The sequence below is a fragment of the Phytoactinopolyspora alkaliphila genome (genome assembly GCF_010550695.1).
In the GTDB taxonomy this organism is placed as follows: domain Bacteria; phylum Actinomycetota; class Actinomycetes; order Jiangellales; family Jiangellaceae; genus Phytoactinopolyspora; species Phytoactinopolyspora alkaliphila.
Genome location: NZ_JAAGOB010000002.1, coordinates 39,408 through 58,325 on the forward strand (window position 1 = coordinate 39,408; position 18,918 = coordinate 58,325).

Genomic DNA, 18,918 nt, shown 5'->3' on the forward strand with positions numbered 1-18,918 from the left:
GCATCATGATGTTGCCGAGCACAAAACCGGCCCCGACGGTACGGTCCGGCCGTTCCGGGTAGTTCAGCACCATGAATATCGCGATCATCGTCCTCGGCGTAATGGTGACGCTCCTGGTGGTGCGCGATGTGTGGCAGACGGTGCTGCATCCGGATGCGGAGGGCATGGTCGCCGCCTTGACCAGGCGCGCCATGTGGCGGCTCGCCACGGGCGCGGGCATCCGGCTGCGGTTTCGGCGCCGGCGGATCCTGGCGCTGGCCGGCCCCGGAATCGTGGTGCTGACGTTCGTCGCGTGGATGGGGTTGCTCACGCTCGGGCTGACACTCGTCTTCTGGCCCATGGGAGATCAGTTCGCCTCCGACCCCGCATTGGGGTCCCTCACGTTCCTTGACACGTTCTACTACGTGGGCGGGACAGTGACCGTGCTCGGCTTCGGCGACATCACTCCCATCTCGGGGCTCGGCAAGCTCCTCACGATCAGTGCGGCTGCCCTGGGCTTCACCATGTTCACCGCCATGGCGTCGTATCTGATCGAGGTGGTCAACGGGCTGTCCGCACGTGACCGGTTCACGCTGGCGATCCACGACGAGACGCGGGGCCGCACCGGGGACGTCGCGCTGGCAGAGTTCCTCGCGTACGAGGGCGCGGATGAGACACGTAAGAGATGCCGGGTCTGGGCGGCGCATCTGCGCGGCGTCGACGAGATGGTGCACCGGTATCCGCTGGTCGCACTGACCTACCGGTCCAGACGCGCCGAATACGACCCCGAACCCGCGCTCCGCCGGTGCGCCGAGGCTGCCGCGGCGGCCCTGGTGGCGGTGCGGTTCGAACCTGCGCTACGGTCGGCCGCCGACGAACTGGCCACTGCGATGGCCAGGCTGGAGCGCACCATCGCCGAGAACTACCTGGCCGACGAGGTCGTCAGGCGACTCTCCGATGCCGAGCCGGAGGAACGCGACCTGAACACGGTGGACGAGATCCACCGGCTGCTCGCGGAGCGGCTCGGACCGCATGCGGCGTCCGTGGCCACCGACGGACACGCCGGCGAGGCCGTGTTCCGCGCCAGGGTCTTCCTGTCCTCACTCCGAGACTGGTCCCGTGCCGACGTCAGCGGCTACGAGTGGGGCGCCGGATCGAATGCCTAGCCCGTGACAGACACCGGCGCGGCATGACCTACCCGGGTCATGCCGCGCCGCGCGCCGGACGGCGACCGGTTAGCCGCCCGTCACCACCGGTGAGGGAGGCGACTCACCTACCGCGTTGGACGCGATGATCGAGTACGACGCCGTCCCGCTCGTGCCCGAATCGGTCCATCTGGTGGCGGTGAGCCCGGTGGCCACCACGTCGCCGTCCCGGAGCACCGTGTACGACTCCGCCAGCCGGCTGCCGGACCAGGCCAGGCGCACACCGTCGTTGGTCACGGTCGCCGTCGACGACGTCACCGCCTCCGGCACGCTCGGCTCACCCGCGCCGTCGCCGCACCCCGGGTCGGAAGGCAGCGTCCAGGTCTCGGAGAACCGCACGCTGTCCGGAATGCCGCTGGCCGGGTAGATCACGAACCGGTCCACCCTGGCGCCGTCCTCCCGGGAGGAGATCAGGAGGGTGTGGAAGCCTTCCTCCAGGTCGAAGCCGATGGGCGACTGCCGGTAGAACCACTCACCCACGCTGAGGTTGACCGTGGTGGGGGTGCTGTCATCCACTGACAGGTGCACGCTGTCGTTCGAGCCGGACTCGCCGTAGCCGAGCACGGCCACGTAGTAGCGGCCGGCTTCCTCGACCTCCAGGTCGTACCGGCCCCACAGGTCCGGATTGTTTTTGTACTCCGATCCGCGCGGGACTTCCGCGACCCGGCCGCCGAAGCGGGCGAGGTCGTCCACCAGCTGGTACTCGCCGCTGCGGCCGCTGTACCGTTCGGCCTCGATCACCGCGCCCTCCGGCCCGACGCCGTGCGTCAGCGTGCAGCCGGGCACCGCCGTCACCGCCGGCGACGCCTCGCTCGCCCCGGCGTCATTCTCGGCGACCACCCGGTAGGCGTACCCGGTGCCGTCGATCACGTCGGTGTCAGTCCACCACGGGTCACCGGTGGCGGCCACGACGGTGAAGTCGCCGCTGGTCAGTCCGGCGCGCCACACCTGGTAAGACTCAGCGCGCGGAACGTCCGCCCAGGCCAGCGTCACTTCGCCTGGCGCTCGCCCCACCGTGACGCCCTGCGGCGTGTCCGGCGGCGTCGTCGACGGTGTCAGCTCCACGACGTCCGAGAGGGCGCCGTTGCCCGCCGCGTTGACGGCCCGGACCGCGTACCGGTAGGTGACGCCGTTGGCGACCGTGGTGTCGGACCATTCGGCCGCGGTCACCCCTTCCGCGACCGGCTCCGGCTCTCCGCCCGCCTCGGCTCGCAGGATGTCGTACGACGACGCGTCCCGCACCGGCAGCCAGGACAGCTCCACCAGGCGGTGCGAGGCCGTGCCCGCCAGACCCGTGGGAGCCGCCGGCTCTCCGAGGCCCGCACGGACCGTGACCGCCGACGACGGCCGCCCGGAACCGCGCTCGTTCACGGCCACCACCCGATAGGGATAGGTCATCCCGTCCGACACGTCCGGGTCCTCGTACGACGGGGTCGTCACCTCGGCGATCCGCTGCCCGCGCCGGAGCACCTGATACGACGTCGCGGTCGGAACGGGATCCCACGAGAGTTCCACGGCGCCGGCGTATCCGGTGCCGGCCAGGCCGGCCGGTGTGCCAGGTGCCGCGTCCGGAGCGCCGTAGGAGAAGACCAGCTCCCCGCCGCCTGTCACCTTCACCATGACCCGGCCGTCCACGATCTCGGCGGCCACGGGTTCGCCGTCGAACGTTGCGCCGGTCAGTTCCCGCCCTGGTGAGGCGGCCAGGTCCACCTGAACGTCACCGTCGACCGGAGCGATCTCGATGACGTGCCGGGTCGGGTCCGTCACGTCGGCCGACAACGTCAACGGCGACGACGCCTCCACCAGCGAGACCCCATTCCACGAGGCCGACTCGCCGTCGTGCACGGCGAATCCGGTCAGCGCCCCTCCGGTGGTCCGGACCCAGCCGAGGCCAGCCTCGACGTCGAGCCCTCCCGCCGAGGCGGACGAGCCGGAGCGCGGCGCCACCACGGTGTCCACGTAGTCGTCCGCCGAGACCCGGGCGGCCAGCACGTCGTCGGTCCCCAGATCCTCCAGCCGCGGCGCGGCTCCGTCGACGGAGGACGGCACTAGGACGGACAGGAGCTGCGCGTCGGTGCCCTCCTGCGTCAGCCGCAGGCCGGTGGTCTCCTCGACGTCCGTGGACGGGTCGGGATAGCCCTCGAAGCCGGTGTCGGTTCCGGTGCCATAGGGGTTGAACTGGTCGTCGACGGTGCGGAGCTCTGTGTCGGACGGCACCGTCAGCGCATGCAGCCGGGCAGCGTCGCCCCACGGACCGTCCTCCGTGGTCCAGGTACGCCGGTTCGCGGCTCCGGAGAGATCGCCCCGCACATGCCAGTACGCGTCCCACGTCTTCGGTTCCGCGGACTCCATCCGGTCGAGCACCACGAAGTAGTCCGAGCCGGGGAAGGCCACCGCACGGGTGTGAGAGGCGTCCTGGTCGTTCCAGTACGCCGCGGCCTTCTCGGCGAAGCCGAAGACCGATCCGGAGAGGAAGCCGCGGGTGGGTGTCGGGTCCCCGACCGCCGCGCCGTCGGCCGTGACGACGTTGTGGTGCTCCGGCCCCTTCCACTCGTTGCGCCCGCTGAACCGCCGCGGGCCGTAGCCGTTGTCCCGGGCTAGCACCGCGTTCTCGGCCTCGATGAGGAACTGCAGGCCGTCGGCGTGGTCGTGGTTGTTGCTCATGGCCGTGCCGCCGAAGTAGCCCCAGCGGGTAGCGGCGTCGCCCATTCGCCAGTCGCTGCGGAAGATCGTGTCGCCGCCGCGCGGGCCCTCGTTCATGTCGATCGTCCCGGTGCCCTCGTCCGGGGCAACCTCATCGATCGTGGAGTCGTAGAGGGCGATCTCCTCCGGCCAGCCGTAGAACTGGTCGCGGGCTCCGGTCCAGTCGTCGGGGTAACGGGCGGCGGCCAGGTCGCTACTGAAGAACTGCCATTGGAACAGCTCACCGAGCGTACCGGTGGAACTCAGCTCGGTGGGTGTGTCCGCGTAGGCGGCGGCCACGGTGTTCAGCCAGGTCACCTTGTACCAGCCGTCGTCCAGGGGCGGCTGCAGGCCCTTGGGGTTCACCGTCTTCAGCTGCCATTCGAAAGCCGGCTGCAACGCCGGGAACAGGTCGACGCCGGAAGCGTTGCGGTACTGCCACATGAACGGCGTGCTGTTGATGATTGTGAAGATCCAGTAGTAGCCGGAACCGTCGCGGTAGATGCCGTCCTTGGTGAACATGTACCGGAACACCCGGTTCATGTTCTCCAGAGAACGGTCCAGGTACGCCTGCGCGTCCGCATCAGCGGAAAAGGCCAGTGCCCACGAGCCCAGCGCCGCCCCGGCCTTCGACCGGTGGTTGTGGCTGCGCACACCCTCGTCCTCGAGGTAGGTATACAGCCAGTCCGCGCCGCGCTTCACCGCCGTGCGGATGGCCGCGTCGTCGTCGGCGCCGATGTCGGCGGCGATCCAGTCGTAGGCGAGCGCGTAGTTGGTCATCTGCTGCGCCACGTACTGGTCGGTGGGGATGATCGTGTCGTAGGCGGCGCGCAGGTTCGCCACGGCCGCGTCCAGGTACCGCTGCTCCCTGGTGATCAGCCAGGCGAACGCGGTCGCCTTGGCCGCCTTGGTCTTGACGTTGTCCGAGGGGTCGACGACGCCGGCCTCCGCGGCCGCGTCGGCATCCTCGATCAGCCGGTTCCAGGCCATGGCGTAGTGCCCGTGCGGATCGGGGGCGTCGCCCTCCACGCGGGCGCGCAGCACCTCCACGCCCTCAGCGTCGACGTACTGGCTCGGGTGGATCTCCTGGTCGGGCAGGACACCCTCGGTGGGGATGGTGATCCCTTCCCACCATTCCTCGTCCGGGTCCTGCCCGACAGACTCTCCCGGCACCAGCGGTGGGCTCGCCGCCTGCACGGGCCCCAGCAAGGCCCCGGTGACGACCGTCGCCGCCAGGCCTGCCATTACTGCGTGAACCGTTCTTCGCCGAGCCACGTGGGTTCTGCACAAGTCCGGCGACGATGGTGGGGGCCCGTGCTTTCTGCGGGTGCCCACCTGAGGAGTCGGAGACGAAGGTTCTTGTGCATTACCCACTTCGGAATAGGCCTGCATGGATCGCTCCGATCGGTAGGGAAGGAGGTGTTACGCGGACCGCGGGCGGGCCGTGGTCAGGCCGAGCCACACGGGCAGTGAGATGCCGAGGAACGGCACGATAGTGGGGAGAAGCACGCAGGTCAGCCCGAACGCCACCACGATCGCGAGCAGGACCAGCGAGGCGAGCGGACGCTGGGCGGCGAGCACCACCGCGCCGCGCAGCCACACCCGCATGGTCGCGTCCCGGTCGGCCGATGCAGCGGCCGGGAGCATCAGGACGACGAGCAGCAGGGTGGCCGCGAGCGGAATCGTCGCCATCCCGAAGAGGAACGCCACCGGCGCCTCCCGGCTGCCGAGGAAGATCAGGTTCAGCGCGATCATCGTCGCCATCGCCGTGGCGGCGATGCTCGCGGGCAGAGTCCGGCGCCACGTCGCCGCGAACTCCCGGAACGTGCCGGTGAACGTCCGGTCGTCGCCATCGCTCTGCCACCGGTGCAGCGCCCGGCCAGCGGCGATCGCCGCGGACAGCCAGGTCACGACCCCCAGGGCCAGCACGAACGCCGCGACGCCGGTGAAGGCGAGGTTGGCCGGGTACGAGAGCCCGGCCAGCGCCTTCTGCTCCCAGCCGCGCCGCACCTCTCCGGTCTGCACGGCCATCAGCGCTCCGTCACCGAGTACGCCGCGAAACCGTCGCCGGCGATGTCCGGCCCGGCGCCGAGCGCCTCGGTGGCGTCCTTGCCGTTGAGCTGGAAGGCGACGATCTCCCGGTCACCATCGCGCTCGATGTCGACAACGACGTCCCGGGCGGTGGCACGCACGGATATCCGCGAGATCGCTTGCTCGTTCCACGGCAGCGGCTCCAGGACGGTCACGTACCGCGCGGTCGTCGTCGGCTCGGTGGCGCGCCGGAGCGTGTGCTGGACCTTCTCGATGGCCAGGCTGGGCGTGCTCGAGGTCGGGTTGGCCGCGATCGGTGTGGCCACCACGTCGTCGACGCTGCCCTCCGGCTCCACGGCGGTGATCCGCAGCCGCGCCGACCCGCATTCGGCCTCCCATTCGCCGCCGCCCGTCGGCTGGGCCGGGTTGTCCGTCTGGAGCAGCCAGGTCCAGGTGCGTGGTTCGGTCGCGGCGAGCTCGTCGACCAGGATCAGCGTGCCCCGTGGAGACATCACCAGGTGCCGGTCCACCTGGCGCACACCGAGCTCTGGTGGGTACATCGCGGCGCTCTCACTGACCGCGTGCACCCACCCGTCACCGACACTGGCCGAGCGGATCCGGGCAGTGTGCTCGTGCGCCAGGCCCTTGTAGACGTGGTAGCGGTCCTCGTTGACGAAACCCTGGCCGTCCACCAGGACCGAGTTGTGGTGCTCCGCCCGCTTGCGGTTGGAGTATCCCTCGTCGACGGCCAGGTAGGAACCGTGCCCGAGCAGCACGAAACTCCCGGCGTCAGGGTGATGGTGCCCGGCGTTGAGCGTCGTCCAGCCCTTCTCCACGGCCATCCGTTGCGACGCCTCCCATGCCTTATGGCCACCGCCGGGTGAGGCCTTGAAGGACACCAGGCACGCGTCGTCGGCCCAGGACGTGCGGCCCACCACCAGGCCCAGGTCGGGAAAGACGCGGCCCAGCGGCAGCGACTCCGGATTCTGCTCAGGCACCTCGGGGTCGTACCAGAGCAGTTCCTGGTATGCCTCCGGGCGGACGCCCGGCTTCACGCCGCTCTCGTACGCCTCGCGCCAGAAGAAGTCGTCGAGCACCCGGTTGGCCAGCCACTGCGCCTGCGGGATCCGGTACTCAGCAGCCAGCTTGTAGTAGAACGCGGTGGAATGCCCGCTGCGCCGGTCGTGGCAGTCGCCGTGGTCGACGATGCGTTCGAGGTCCGGTGCGGCCTGGTAGAGCCGGTACCAGAAGGTCTCGCGCAGGTAGGGGCTGCGGGGGAACCAGTCGATGCCCTCCGCCGCCTTCAGGACATCCAGGTACGACGCGATCCAGGGCACGCCGTAACGCCAGTAAACGACGCCCTCGCAGTTCGACCCGTCCTCCGGCATCAGTTCGAGCACCGTGTCGAAGTTCCGCTTCGCCCGCTCGGTCCAGTCCCGCGCAGCGGGATGCTCGCCGGCGAGGACATACCCGGCCGTGGCCAGCCCGGCGTAGCAGATCCAGTTGTGGTTCTGCCAGAACGACGACGACCACCAGTCGCCCTCCGAGGCGAGCGCGAATTCGTAAAGCCGCGTGCCCTGCAGGATCAACTTGTCCCGCAGTGCGGCCCGTTCGTCGTCGGGCAGCGCGTCCCCGGCCCATGAATAGGCCAGCGACAGGCCGTGGCACAGCCAGCCCGCGTCGAGATCGTGGTCCGGCATGTGCGCCTTGCCCCAGTGCGGGAAGGACACCGGCACCGCCACCCAGCGGCGGAGTTCATCCAGGTAGTGCTGCTGCCCGGTCAGGCGGAAGGCCAGGGCGAGGTTCGCCGCGGCCGGCCCGAAGTAGGTGATGCTCTCCCGTGGATGCTCGGCCGGGAGCGCGATCCCGCGGTAACGTTCGCACTCCTCGAGCAGCCGGCGGAACTGACGATGCCGGACCGTGGCCGACTGTTCGCGAAGCTGGTCCAGGCGGCCGGCCAGGAGCAGGGGTTGCGTGGTCACACGTCCTCCCAGAGGTATTCGTCGGTGCGTCCGTCGTCGAGCGTGAGCCGGACCCGGCCGGCTCCGGCCCGGCGGGTGCTTTCTCCATCGGCCGAGTGCCGTGTCGCTGCCGGGTCGCCGACCGTCGCTGAGCCGGTGCTCGTGGTCAGCTCGACCTCGCTGACCTCGCGTGGGCCGTCCGGCCAGAGCACCGACACCATCGCGATGTCCGACGCTGTGGCGGTCCAGTCCCCGGTCGTGAGCACTGCCGCCGGGTCGTCGGAGGGGCCTCGACCCGGCCCGATCTCCAGGGCCGATGGGCTCGACGCCAGGTGGATGCCGTGCAGCGGTCTGCCATCGGCGTCCCAGCGGCTGCGCCATCGGCCGTCGTCGCCCGCGGTGACATGCAGTCCGTGACCCGGCCGGAAGCCGAGAGTGACCACCCGCTCGTCGCCGGAAGAGGTACTCACCCGGACGATGTCCAGAAGGTAATCGCCGTGCATCACCACCTCACGCACCATCGACACGCCCGGAAACGCCTGGCCGGAGCGGACGACGGCGCGGGTGACGTCGCCGGTCTCCCAGCTGAGCACCTCGCCGGTGCAGGGCCGCTGATCCTCGCCGTCCACCCGGACAGTGGGGTGCGCGACGGTCCGCGCGTAGTAGCCACGGCGGAATCCGCTCGCGTACGGCGGGACACCCGGTGCGGGCTGCCACGCCTCGCCGTCGCCGTAGAGGTAGAGGGCAAGCTTGTCCAGGTGGCCGTGGGATCCGCCGTGCGGACCGGCGTCGATCACGGCCTGCCAGGTGTCTTGCGGGTCGCGCAGGACCATGACGCCGACGTCGCCGAAGCGCACCGAGCCGCGGTCCACGCCGATCCCGGCCCTCGGCGGGCCGTCGAACCAGCTGGTCAGCAGATCCTCCATGCCGTCGTGTGCGTCGCCGAGCTGGGAGCGGGCATGCGACTCGATCCGTTCCGTCCCGGGCTCGCGCCAGAACTGTTTGGCCAGGACGCATAGCTCGATCAACTCCAGGTAGACACCGGCGCGGCGATACGGACCGTCATGCAGCACCGGGAGCGCACCGTCGGGCGCCGCCAGCGACGTGAGCACCCGGACCATGCCCGCGAGCCGGTCCGCCGCGTCGGCCGGCAGGCCGCACGGGTCGGTGCCGGCCAGGTTGAGGAGGTAGGCCCGGAGCACGAACAGGTGGTAGTACGTGGCGCCCTCCCACTCCCAGCCGTCCTTCCCCACGGCGGCGCCCAGGTGCTCGAGGGTGCCCTTGACCCACGGCTCCGGATCCTCGGGAGTGCCGAGCGCGGTGAGAGCTCGGGCAATCATTCCGCCGGCACAATCCAGCCAGGCGGTGTAGTTGCTGCGCAGGTCTCCGCGCTCGTCCACCAGAACGCGCCGCGAGTCGGCCGCGGTAGTCAGCAACCCGTGGAGGAGGTCTGCCACCGGTGCCTCCAGCAGCGGACGCGTTGCTGGGTCGTCGGCCAGGGTCCGGACCGCGTCGGCGATCTGCACCGCCCACAGTCCTTCAGTCAGGGCCTGGGAGAACAGCTTGCCGCGCAGCATCCAGGATTCCGCCTGCTCGCTCCAGCCGTCGGCGGCGACCTCGCCGTAGAGCCGCGCGTACCCCTCGATGAGCTCCAGCGCCCGGTCGCGGTCGGCGTCGTCGCCGCCGGCCCGGTAGCGGTGGGCGAGAAGCCGGGCCTCCCGGGCCCGGGTCTGATGCTCCAGCACGGTCCAGGCCGCCCAGTACCGTTCTCCGGTCAACCGGCAACCCCGCGGGCACGGGTGACCGTCCAGCTCCGGCGGGCCCAGCTCGATGCCGTGAGTGGGGCACACGTAATCGTGCCACCAGCCACCACGCGACCACGGGATCGGTGTCACCGGAACTGCGACCCCCCGTTGATGTCGACGACGTGCCCCGTGACGTAGGACGACAGCGACGACGCGAGGAAGGCCACCACACCGGCCACGTCGTCCGGTGTGCCTTCCCGCCCGAGCGGCACGCCCGCGAGAATCCCCGGCCGGGCCTCGGGCGCGGTGAACGTGTCGTGGAAGGCGGTCTGACCGATGAAACCGGGGGCCACCGCATTGACGGTGACACCGTCCGGCGCCAGTTCCTTGGCCAGTCCCCTGGTCAGGCCGATCACGGCGGCTTTGGAAGCCGAGTACGCCGCGGAGCCGTTTCCGCCGCCGTTCTCGGCGGCGAGCGAGGACATCATCACCACCCGGCCGGCCGGGGAATGCCGCAGGTGCGGGATCGCGGCCCTGGTCGTCACGAATGCGCTGGTGACGTTGAGATCCATCACCTTGGCCCAATGCTCGTCGGACATGTCCTCGATGGGGGAGCGGCCTACCAGGTGGCCGGCGTTGTTCACCAGCACGTCCAGCCCGCCGAGCACCTCGGCGGCGCTTGTCACCAGGCTGGAAGCCTCCGTGGACACGGTGAGGTCCGCCTGCAGGGCAATCGAACGGCGGCCGTCGGCGGCGATCTCCTTCGACACCTCCTCCGCGCCGTCCCGGCTATTGGCATAGTGCACGGCGACGTCGGCGCCGCACACACCGAGTGCTCGGGCGATGGCGCGGCCGATCCCGCTGCCTCCTCCGGTGACGAGTGCCCGCCGGCCGGTCAGATCGAGCTGCATGTCGTGTCCTCTTTCTTCTCGGTTACTTGATGCCCGCCGTGGCGAAGCCCTGAATGAAGTACCGCTGGGCCACCAGGAACAGCACCACCATCGGGATGGTGGCCAGCGTGGTGCCGGCCATCAGGTACGCCCACTGGGTCGTGCCCTCCTGCTGGAAGACGGCGAGCCCCACCTGGATCACCCGCAGGTCGTCCCGGGTGGTCACCAGGAGCGGCCACAAGAAGTTGTTCCAGCTGTCCTGGAAGGTCAGTAGGGCGACGGTGGCGATCGCGGGTTTGACCAGGGGCGTGTAGACCTGGCCCCAGATCCGGAACTCGCCCAGCCCGTCCAGGCGGGCGGCCTCCTCCAGCTCGCGGGGCAGCGACAGGTAGAACTGGCGGAAAAGGAAGATCGCGAATGGGCTCAGCCCGCCCGGAATCAGCAGCGCCCACCACGTGTTCAGCCAGCCGCTGCCGCCCTGCCCGAGGATGTCGTTACCGCCGAACAGCGGCATGAACTTCACCAGCAGGAACTGCGGGACGATCTTGGTGTACGTCGGGATCATGAGCATCGCGATGAACCCGAGGAAGATCAGTTCCCGGCCCCGGAACGGGATGCGCGCCAGCGCGTAGCCAGCCATCGCCCCGAAGAACACCGTGATCAGGGTGTGCCCGGTGGCGATCACCAGACTGTTGCGGAAGTAGGTGGCGAACGGCGCGGCGTCCAGCGCCTCGGTGTAGTTGCTCCACACCCACTCCTTCGGCCAGAACGACGGCGGGAACTCGATCAGCTCGGCCGGGCTCTTGACCGACGTCAGGATCATCCACAGAAACGGGATGATCATGGTGAACGCTCCGAAGGCGAGCAGCACGGTGAGCAGGACCCGCCGGGCGTTCACCCGAGGACGCCGCTCGGCCGGCTGGCCCGCGCCGTGCGATGCGGAGGTCGTCGTCGCAGTCACTTCTCGTCACCTCCCGTCAGGCGGCGGTTGATGACCGTGAGGACGATCAGGAAGGCGAACAGCACCACCGATTGCGCGCAGGCCATGCCCATCCGGAAGTTCTGGAAGGCGCTGCGGTAGACCTCGTAGGTCATCATCGTCGTGGCGTTCGCCGGGCCGCCGTCGGTGAGGACGTAGATCTGGTCGAAGACCTGGAACGCACCGATGATCGAGATGACGAAGACGAAGAACGTGGCGGGCTTGAGCATCGGCAGCGTGATGGAGAAGAACTGCTGCACCTTCGACGCGCCGTCGATCGACGCCGCCTCATACAGGTTCTGGTCGATGTTCTGCAGCGCAGCCAGGTAGATCAGCATCTTCATGCCGATGCCCTGCCAGATCCCCACCGCGATCACCGACCACAGCGCCAGCGACGGGTCACCCAGCCAGATCTGGCGGGGCACCCCGACCATCGAGAGCAGGCCGTTGAGCAGGCCGTACTGCGGGTTGTACATCCACAGCCAGACCATCGCGATGGCGACCGTCGCCGTCACCTGAGGCAGGAAGAACGCCGCCCGGTAGATGGTGCGTCCGCGGAGTTTCTGGTTCAGCAGCACAGCGATGACGACGGCTACCGCCATCGACACCGGGACGGTGAAGAAGGTGTACACGATGGTGTTCCACGTCGCCTTGCGGAACACGTCGTCGTTCCAGAGCTCCACGTAGTTCTCCAGCGCCACCCAGCGCGGAGCCCGGAAGACCTGGTAGTCGGTGAAGCTGAGCACCAGCGTGGCCAGCACCGGTATCGCGATCCAGAGGATCGTGTGGGCCAGCGCCGGCGCCACCATCAGCCAGCCGGCGCGCCGAAGCTTGCGACCAGCCGGAATACTGCGCCGCGGCCGCCGCCGCGCAGCGGATGCCGCCTCCGAGGCAGTGCCCGGCGGCTTGATCGTCATCGTCATCGCCCTCACCAGTTCGACATCTGGAAATCCGGTCCGGCGCGAGGACCGGCATCGCGCCGGACCGAACGTGTGTCTGCGTTCCGCTATCGATCCATCGCCGCGCGAGCACCATCGGCCAGATCGTCCAGCGCCTCCTGGGCGGTCTTCTGCCCGAGCAGCGCGGATTCGACGGCCGGGGTGAAGTCACCCCGGATCTCCAGCCATTGCGGAACACCACCCTCACGCTGGGCGACGTCGAGGTTCTCCATGGCGAACTGGACCAGCGGGTTGCTTTGGACGTACTCGCTGTCCAGCAGAGCCGTGCGGGCCGGCACATTGCCGCGTTGTTCGTTGGCTGCCAGCGCCGCCTCCTCGCCGGCCAGGAACTCGACGAGGGCCATGGCGGCCTCCGGGTGGCTCGAGCCCGACGAGACCGTGGCGAGCGTGCCGCCGAAGAACATGCCGGGCTGAGTACCGGTGATGGAGAACGGCATCAGCTCGTCGGCCAGTTCGGGGGCCGCTTCCTGCAGCTGGATCCACAGGTTGTTGTGGCCTACGGCCATCGCCGCCCGGCCGTTCAGCAGCGGATGCACGTCGATGTCGGTGCTGGAGAAGCCGATGTCCTCCACTTCGTCCTCCTGGACGAGGTCCACGAGGAACTGCAGTGCCTCTACGCCTTCGGGTGAGTTGAAGGCCGGCTCGGTGTAGTCGTCGTTGAACAGCGAGCCGCCGTTCGCGAACAGGAACACCTCGTACATCTGCCGCAGGTCCATCGAGAGCAGGTCGAACCCGGCACGCTCGAGCTCACCGCTGTCCGAGCGCTCGGTCAAGGCAATGGCGTACTCGCGTAGCTCTTCGAAGGAGCCAGGTGGCTCGGTGAAGCCGGCCTCGGCGAGGATGTCCTTGCGGGCAATGCCGAACCGGGTGTCGAGCATGATCGGCACGGCGTAGAGGTCGCCCTCCCACACGCCGCCTTCCAGGATCTCCGGCGTGAAGTCCCCGGAGAGCTCGTCGATGGTGACGCCGTGTTCACCGAGGTCGGCCAGCACTCCGTTCGAGGCGAACGCCTCGATCCAGCCGACACCCATCATCATGACGTCCGGAACGAGGCCGCTGGCCACCGCCGTGGTGAGCTTCTCGTTCAGGCTCCCGAAGTTGGTGTAGTCGACGGTGACCGTGACCTCCGGGTACTGCTCGTAGAACTGCGGGAGCAGCTCCTCCTCGAGTAGCTGCTTACCTTCGTTGCCCTCGTAGATCGGGGTGAGCAGGGTGATGTCTCCGCTCACCTCGGAGTCACCTGAGTTCGCGTCGCCACGGGCCTCCGAGCCGTTGTCGGTGCCTCCGCACGCCACGAGGACGAGCGAGAACGCGGCGGCCCCGGCCGCCAGCGAGGCCTTGACCCGGCGTGTCTCCTTCTTCATGCGCTGCGCTCCTTCACGAGTGCGTCAACGTGCTGTCGGCTTCGTTCACTGTAACGTTGCAGTGACAGTAGGCCACCATTATCCGGACGTCAAGGGCGTGTTACCGTACTTTTCATTCGCCACCTGCAGCGATGATGATCTTTCTGCAGTAGATCGTTACACTGCTAAGATCTCCATACCTGCCCCGACCCGGAGGAGCCCAGACGATGGCAGACGTCACCATCCAGCACGTCGCCAAGGCCGCTGGCGTATCTCCCAGCACGGTGTCCAACCTGCTGAACGGACGGGCTCACCTGATGCTCCCGGAGACCCGGCAGCGGGTGGAACAGGCCATCGAGGAATTGGGCTATCAGCCCAATCGGTCCGCCCGGAATCTCCGCACGGGGCGCACCCGCACCATCGGCCTGGTGGTGCCGTCGGTGGGCAACCCGTTCTGGGGGACCTTCGCCCGTTATGTGGAGTCGGCCGCGCTCGCGGAAGGCTACAACGTCCTGCTGTGCAACAGCGAGCGGGACCCGAACCGGGAGCAGCGTTACATCGAAGAGCTGTGGTCGGACGGAATCCGCGGCCTCGTGCTCTGTTCCTCCCTGCCGTCGCTCGACCACGTCTCCGCCCTGATGAAGCGCGGCCTGCAGATGGTCGCCTTCGACCGGACGGCGCAGATCGGTGACCCCGACACCCTGGTCAGCATCAGCATCGACAACACGGTGGGAAGCGAGCTGGCAACGACGCATCTCACCGGCCTCGGCCACCAGCGTCTGGCCTTCGTCTCCGGTGCGCTGGGTAGCGTCAACCGTAAAGACCGTTTCCGCGGCTTCGCGGCGGCGCTCGAACGGGCCGGCCTTCCGAGCGAAGGCACGCTATGGCCCGGCGCGGCCGAGCAGCGCTTCGGCGACGTCGAGTCGGCGGAGCTGGGGCGCCAAGCCGCGCGGGAGTTGCTGTCCGCCGACGAGCCCCCCACCGGCATCGTCGCCATCAACGACATGTGCGCTCTGGGCGTGTGCCGCGGGGTCCGGGACGCCGGGCTCGAGGTCGCCAAGGACGTCTCGGTCGTGGGTTTCGACGACATCGTGCTCGCTGACCTCTACGACCCGCCGCTGACCACCGTCCGGCAGCCGATGCAGGACATGGCAGCGATGGCCATCAGCGAACTCAAGGCACGGGTCGAGGACTCCGGCACCAGCCACGGCCGCTCGCTCCTGCTCCGGCCGGAGCTGATCGTCCGCGAATCGACCGCTCCACCGCGCGCTGATCGTTGACTTCAACCGGTTATCGATGCCGGCGGCGTTCGGACTGCCAGCCCGCCGGCAGAGCCATCGACACCGGGTGTGGGGACGGCCAATCTTCAGCGCTTGGCTCCACCGGCCCGTGACCGGGCACGTGCTTCCACCACCGCACGGGTTCTGCACGGACCGCGTTGTCGCGCAACAGATCTCCGAAGCGTGTGGCGAGCTCCGCGCGCTGCCGATATGCCAGGTCCCAGGTGTAGCGGGCGAGGTCGAGGCCGAGGCGTCGCAGTACCCATTCACGCTCGTTCTGATGGGCGACGACGTACGACGCGTCCGGCCGGTTGTCATACTTGAGCGCGCCGTCGGCCTCGAAGCCGGCCCAATGGAACGGCCAAAGACCATCCAGCCGGTAGGTAGGACCATCTACACCGACCCAAGCATTCGACACCGGCATCGGAAGATCGGCGACGATGCAGCAGAACCGGCCGAGGGTCTCGAGCGGCGACTCCGCCAGCGGATCGGCGTGCGCTGCCACCCAGCGGGCGCGAGTGACTCCGGGCCAGCGGGGCATGTGCCGGATCGCGTCTTGCAGGTCTCGCCCGTCTCGAACCACCGCGTCGGCCACCACGAGCGCGTCCGCGACCGGGGCGTTGAGAGCGATGGTGGCCGCTGCCCACTCGGGACTCACTAGTGTCGTCTGCTCTTTCCGCCATTGATGATCAGGCGGCAGGTGGACGGCGTGGAGCGTGCCGTGGGTGCTGACGATGGCGCCCCGGCCCGTGTTCTTCGGCCGGACCGCCGCGGGCTTGCGCGGCGGCGAGCCAAGAGTCGGCAGGTCCCAGACCGCGGCGGCGGACCAGCCGGTGAGATAGGCGGGCACACCGCACGAGCGGACGAAAGCCCGCGCCTTGATGCCATGACGACGCCAATCCGAGGATTTCCACAGAAGCTCCGTCGACGTGTACACACCGTCGGCGACCCTCGTCAGATGACCGGCTTTCACTAGCCGCACCAGCCGGTCGAGGGAGACGCCAGCCGCGAGGGCCGAGTCTACGTCCACGATTCCGTCACCACGGTGAAGGAGTTCCGCGATGTCGGAGGGGATACGGAGAAGCCGGGAGGTCATGTCCAGCAGGCTTCCCGATTGTGGGAGCGCGGCACAGGGGGCAGGAAACGAACTGTGGATAACTCGGCTGAAGCGCGCCACCACCACACGTGGATTTCGCTGCCCAGCAGGGCCGACTTCACTGCTCAGGGTTAACTTCACTGCCCAGCTGATCGCGCGAACGCCGCCCGATCAGCTGGCACACGCGATTCACAGCAGTGAAGTCAACCCTAGGCAGTGAAGTGGCGGCCGGAGGACGCGGAGATCGCCTATTCCGGCCGTTCGTCGCGCAACTTCTCGCGCAGCGCGTCGCCCTTGGCGCGGGCCGCCGCGTCCAGCTCGGCCCGGAAGCCGTCCATGCGCGCCCGCAGCGCGTCGTCGGCGGCACCGAGGATGCGGGCGGCCAGCAGCCCGGCGTTACGAGCGCCACCGACCGAGACTGTGGCCACCGGCACACCGGCCGGCATCTGCGCGATCGAGAGCAGTGAGTCCATCCCGTCGAGGTACTTCAACGGCACCGGCACGCCGATCACCGGCATCGATGTGACGGACGCCAGCATGCCCGGGAGATGGGCCGCGCCACCCGCGCCGGCGATCAGCACCCGGAGGCCCCGGCCGGCGGCCGCCGCCCCGTAGTCCAGCATCGCGTGCGGCATCCGATGAGCGGACACTACGCCCACTTCGTGCGGTATCCCGAACTCCGACAGCGCGTCACACGCGGCGGACATGACCGGCCAGTCGGAGTCCGATCCCATCACGACGCCCACCCGCGGCTCGCCCTCACCGCGACGCGTCACCAGCTCACTCATCCACATCTCCAGGTCACATTCCTCAGTTCGTTCACTCCGCGGGCGACCTCGTCCCTCGGCCGACCACTCCGCGCACTCACCTCGTCACCAGCTCACTCATCGATGTCCCCCCGGATGTAGTCGGCCGCGTGCCAGGCCCGTTCGCGGAGCGAGGCGAGGTCGTCTCCGTAGGCCGTCACGTGCCCGACCTTGCGTCCCGGCCGCACGGCCTTGCCGTACCAATGGACCTTCAGCCCGGAGTCGCGTGCCATCACATGCCGATACGCCGGGTACACGTCGGGCAGGTCGCCACCGAGGATGTTGACCATGACCGTGTACGGCGCGCGTGCGTCCGGCGATCCTAGGGGCAGGTCCAGCACTGCCCGCAGGTGGTTCTCGAACTGGCTGGTGACCGCGCCGTCGATGGACCAGTGACCGCTGTTGTGCGGACGCATCGCCAGCTCGTTGACCAGCAGCTCGCCCTCGGTGGTCTCGAACATCTCGACGGCCAGAACTCCAACGACGCCGAGCTCCGCGGCGATGCGCAACGCCGTCCGCTGCGCCTCCACAGCACGCTCGGATGGCATCCCGGGGGCGGGCGCGACGACCTCCACACAGATGCCGGCTTTCTGGACCGACTCGACGACCGGGTATGCGACGGCCTGACCGTGTGGTGACCGCGCCACCACCGCGGACAGCTCGCGGGCGTAGTTCACGCGCTCTTCGGCGAGGACCGGCACACCGGCCCGGAACGGCTCGGCCACCACCTCGGGTGCCGTGTCCGTGTCGATGAGCCAGACGCCCTTGCCGTCGTATCCCCCGCGGGTGGTCTTCAGGACGGCATGCCCACCGTGCTCCACGACGAAGCGCGCCACCTCGCCCGGATCGGCGACGACGCGATACCGGGGGCAGGCGATACCCATGGCGGACAGGCGCTCACGCATCGCGCCCTTGTCCTGCGCATGCAACAGCGCGTTGGTGCCCGGGCGGACCACGACACCGGCGGCTTCCAGAGCCTTCAAGTGCGCCGGGGGGACGTGTTCGTGGTCGAACGTCAGCACGTCGCACGACTTCGCGAACGAGGTGAGATCTTCCAGCGCTTTCTCATCGGCCACGACGGGTTCGCGCACCACTTGCGCGGCGGATTCCCCGGCGTCGGCGGCTAGGACGGCCAGGCGAACGCCGAGGGCTACAGCCGCCGGCTGGGTCATCCGGGCCAGCTGGCCGCCACCGACCATTCCCACCACGGGCCAGAACGCATCAGTCACGAACGCCTAGCCTACGCGAGCCGGTGTGCCTGCGCCGATACCCGTGGCCATGGACCATGCGTGAGCTGCACGGATGCCCACGCTGCAGCCGATGCGTGTCGAATTTTCGCACTATGTGGCTTACGCTGGGCAGGTGCTCGATACCTGGCCGCCCGAACCTCGCGCGCCGTCGTCCGCGCGACGACGGCTGCTTTATGCCGCGTTGCACATGTGGTACCGGCGTGACCGGGTCGTCCGTGAGCTGCTCAAGTTCGGCGCCGTCGGCGGCGTCGGCTTCATCGCCGACATCGGCCTGTTCAACCTGCTTCTCTTCGCCGGCGGCGAAGGTCCCTTGCACGATCAGCCGCTGGTGGCGAAGACACTCTCGGTGACGTTGGCGACCATCATCACCTACGTCGGCCACCGGGCGTGGACCTTCCGGCACCGCACCCGCATCAAGCACTCCCGCGGCTACCCGCTGTTCTTCCTGTTCAACGGGCTCGGCTTGGGCATTGCACTGTCGTGCCTCGGGATCTCGCGCTACGTCCTGGACCTGTCCGGGCCCATCGCGGACAACATCTCCGCGAACGTGGTCGGCCTTGCCCTCGGCACGCTGTTCCGGTACTGGTCGTACCGGACGTGGGTATTTCCGGCCAATCCGTCCGGCCCGGTACCGCCTCCGCCCGCGGCACGCGAAGCCGAGCCGGTCAACGCCTGACCACAGCCCGGATACCGCACCCGGGCATGGAACCGT

General features: G+C 68.9%; 14 protein-coding genes. 3 read left to right on the forward strand and 11 right to left on the reverse strand.

From position 1 onward, the window contains the following. Positions 1-71: 71 nt before the first annotated feature. The gene (locus G1H11_RS03200) at positions 72-1,145 is read left to right on the forward strand and encodes a potassium channel family protein (protein ID WP_174257372.1); all 1,074 of its coding nucleotides are present in this window, start codon (positions 72-74) and stop codon (positions 1,143-1,145) included. A gap of 69 nt (positions 1,146-1,214) precedes the next feature. Here G1H11_RS03200 and G1H11_RS03205 read toward each other — a convergent pair whose 3' ends face one another. The 8 genes from G1H11_RS03205 to G1H11_RS03240 form a co-directional block, all read right to left on the reverse strand. Beyond that, complete coding sequence (locus tag G1H11_RS03205) at positions 1,215-5,111, reverse strand: fibronectin type III domain-containing protein (RefSeq protein ID WP_163816047.1); 3,897 nt, start codon at positions 5,109-5,111, stop codon at positions 1,215-1,217. Positions 5,112-5,288: 177 nt separating this feature from the next. Further along, positions 5,289-5,897: a hypothetical protein gene (locus G1H11_RS03210; RefSeq protein ID WP_163816049.1), complete on the reverse strand. Its 609-nt coding sequence runs from the start codon at positions 5,895-5,897 to the stop codon at positions 5,289-5,291. Continuing rightward, on the reverse strand, positions 5,897-7,879 hold the full coding sequence (locus G1H11_RS03215) for a DUF4962 domain-containing protein (protein WP_216843406.1): 1,983 nt from the start codon (positions 7,877-7,879) through the stop codon (positions 5,897-5,899). The genes G1H11_RS03210 and G1H11_RS03215 overlap by 1 nt, the downstream gene beginning before the upstream one ends. Next, a complete protein-coding gene (locus G1H11_RS26825) occupies positions 7,876-9,753 on the reverse strand; it encodes a heparinase II/III domain-containing protein (protein ID WP_163816053.1) in 1,878 nt (625 codons plus the stop codon). Before G1H11_RS26825 ends, G1H11_RS03215 begins: the two co-directional genes overlap by 4 nt. Further along, positions 9,750-10,514 carry an SDR family NAD(P)-dependent oxidoreductase gene (locus G1H11_RS03225; RefSeq protein ID WP_163816055.1) on the reverse strand — a complete coding sequence of 255 codons (765 nt, stop codon included), beginning with the start codon at positions 10,512-10,514 and terminating at the stop codon, positions 9,750-9,752. Before G1H11_RS03225 ends, G1H11_RS26825 begins: the two co-directional genes overlap by 4 nt. Positions 10,515-10,536: 22 nt before the next feature. Next, positions 10,537-11,454 carry a carbohydrate ABC transporter permease gene (locus G1H11_RS03230; RefSeq protein ID WP_216843407.1) on the reverse strand — a complete coding sequence of 306 codons (918 nt, stop codon included), beginning with the start codon at positions 11,452-11,454 and terminating at the stop codon, positions 10,537-10,539. Next, entirely contained in the window at positions 11,451-12,395 is a 945-nt protein-coding gene (locus G1H11_RS03235; protein ID WP_163816057.1) for a carbohydrate ABC transporter permease, read from the reverse strand. Before G1H11_RS03235 ends, G1H11_RS03230 begins: the two co-directional genes overlap by 4 nt. 83 nt (positions 12,396-12,478) lie before the next feature. Then, on the reverse strand, positions 12,479-13,795 hold the full coding sequence (locus tag G1H11_RS03240) for an ABC transporter substrate-binding protein (RefSeq protein WP_163816059.1): 1,317 nt from the start codon (positions 13,793-13,795) through the stop codon (positions 12,479-12,481). A gap of 206 nt (positions 13,796-14,001) precedes the next feature. Here G1H11_RS03240 and G1H11_RS03245 point away from each other — a divergent pair, with 206 nt between their 5' ends. Then, on the forward strand, positions 14,002-15,054 hold the full coding sequence (locus tag G1H11_RS03245) for a LacI family DNA-binding transcriptional regulator (protein WP_163816061.1): 1,053 nt from the start codon (positions 14,002-14,004) through the stop codon (positions 15,052-15,054). 10 nt (positions 15,055-15,064) lie between these two features. On the opposite strand, the gene G1H11_RS03250 is transcribed toward G1H11_RS03245, so the two are convergent. The 3 genes from G1H11_RS03250 to G1H11_RS03260 form a co-directional block, all read right to left on the reverse strand. Further along, positions 15,065-16,150: a type IV toxin-antitoxin system AbiEi family antitoxin domain-containing protein gene (locus G1H11_RS03250; protein WP_163816063.1), complete on the reverse strand. Its 1,086-nt coding sequence runs from the start codon at positions 16,148-16,150 to the stop codon at positions 15,065-15,067. A 248-nt stretch (positions 16,151-16,398) separates the two neighbouring features. After that, on the reverse strand, positions 16,399-16,938 hold the full coding sequence (gene purE / locus G1H11_RS03255; RefSeq protein ID WP_163816065.1) for a 5-(carboxyamino)imidazole ribonucleotide mutase: 540 nt from the start codon (positions 16,936-16,938) through the stop codon (positions 16,399-16,401). 92 nt (positions 16,939-17,030) lie between these two features. Further along, the gene (locus G1H11_RS03260; RefSeq protein ID WP_163816987.1) at positions 17,031-18,155 is read right to left on the reverse strand and encodes a 5-(carboxyamino)imidazole ribonucleotide synthase; all 1,125 of its coding nucleotides are present in this window, start codon (positions 18,153-18,155) and stop codon (positions 17,031-17,033) included. 121 nt (positions 18,156-18,276) lie between these two features. Between G1H11_RS03260 and G1H11_RS03265 the strand changes: the two genes are divergently transcribed. Then, entirely contained in the window at positions 18,277-18,882 is a 606-nt protein-coding gene (locus tag G1H11_RS03265) for a GtrA family protein (RefSeq protein ID WP_216843409.1), read from the forward strand. The last annotated feature ends 36 nt before the right edge of the window (positions 18,883-18,918 follow it).

Coding starts and splice junctions, on each gene's coding strand:
- G1H11_RS03265 (WP_216843409.1), top strand. CDS start 18,277: ATGCGTGTCGAATTTTCGCACTATGTGGCTTACGCTGGGCAGGTGCTC.
- G1H11_RS03205 (WP_163816047.1), bottom strand. CDS start 5,111: ATGGCAGGCCTGGCGGCGACGGTCGTCACCGGGGCCTTGCTGGGGCCC.
- G1H11_RS03245 (WP_163816061.1), top strand. CDS start 14,002: ATGGCAGACGTCACCATCCAGCACGTCGCCAAGGCCGCTGGCGTATCT.
- G1H11_RS03260 (WP_163816987.1), bottom strand. CDS start 18,155: ATGGTCGGTGGCGGCCAGCTGGCCCGGATGACCCAGCCGGCGGCTGTA.
- G1H11_RS03235 (WP_163816057.1), bottom strand. CDS start 12,395: ATGACGATGACGATCAAGCCGCCGGGCACTGCCTCGGAGGCGGCATCC.
- G1H11_RS03210 (WP_163816049.1), bottom strand. CDS start 5,897: ATGGCCGTGCAGACCGGAGAGGTGCGGCGCGGCTGGGAGCAGAAGGCG.
- G1H11_RS03240 (WP_163816059.1), bottom strand. CDS start 13,795: ATGAAGAAGGAGACACGCCGGGTCAAGGCCTCGCTGGCGGCCGGGGCC.
- G1H11_RS03250 (WP_163816063.1), bottom strand. CDS start 16,150: ATGACCTCCCGGCTTCTCCGTATCCCCTCCGACATCGCGGAACTCCTT.
- G1H11_RS03200 (WP_174257372.1), top strand. CDS start 72: ATGAATATCGCGATCATCGTCCTCGGCGTAATGGTGACGCTCCTGGTG.
- purE (WP_163816065.1), bottom strand. CDS start 16,938: ATGAGTGAGCTGGTGACGCGTCGCGGTGAGGGCGAGCCGCGGGTGGGC.
- G1H11_RS03225 (WP_163816055.1), bottom strand. CDS start 10,514: ATGCAGCTCGATCTGACCGGCCGGCGGGCACTCGTCACCGGAGGAGGC.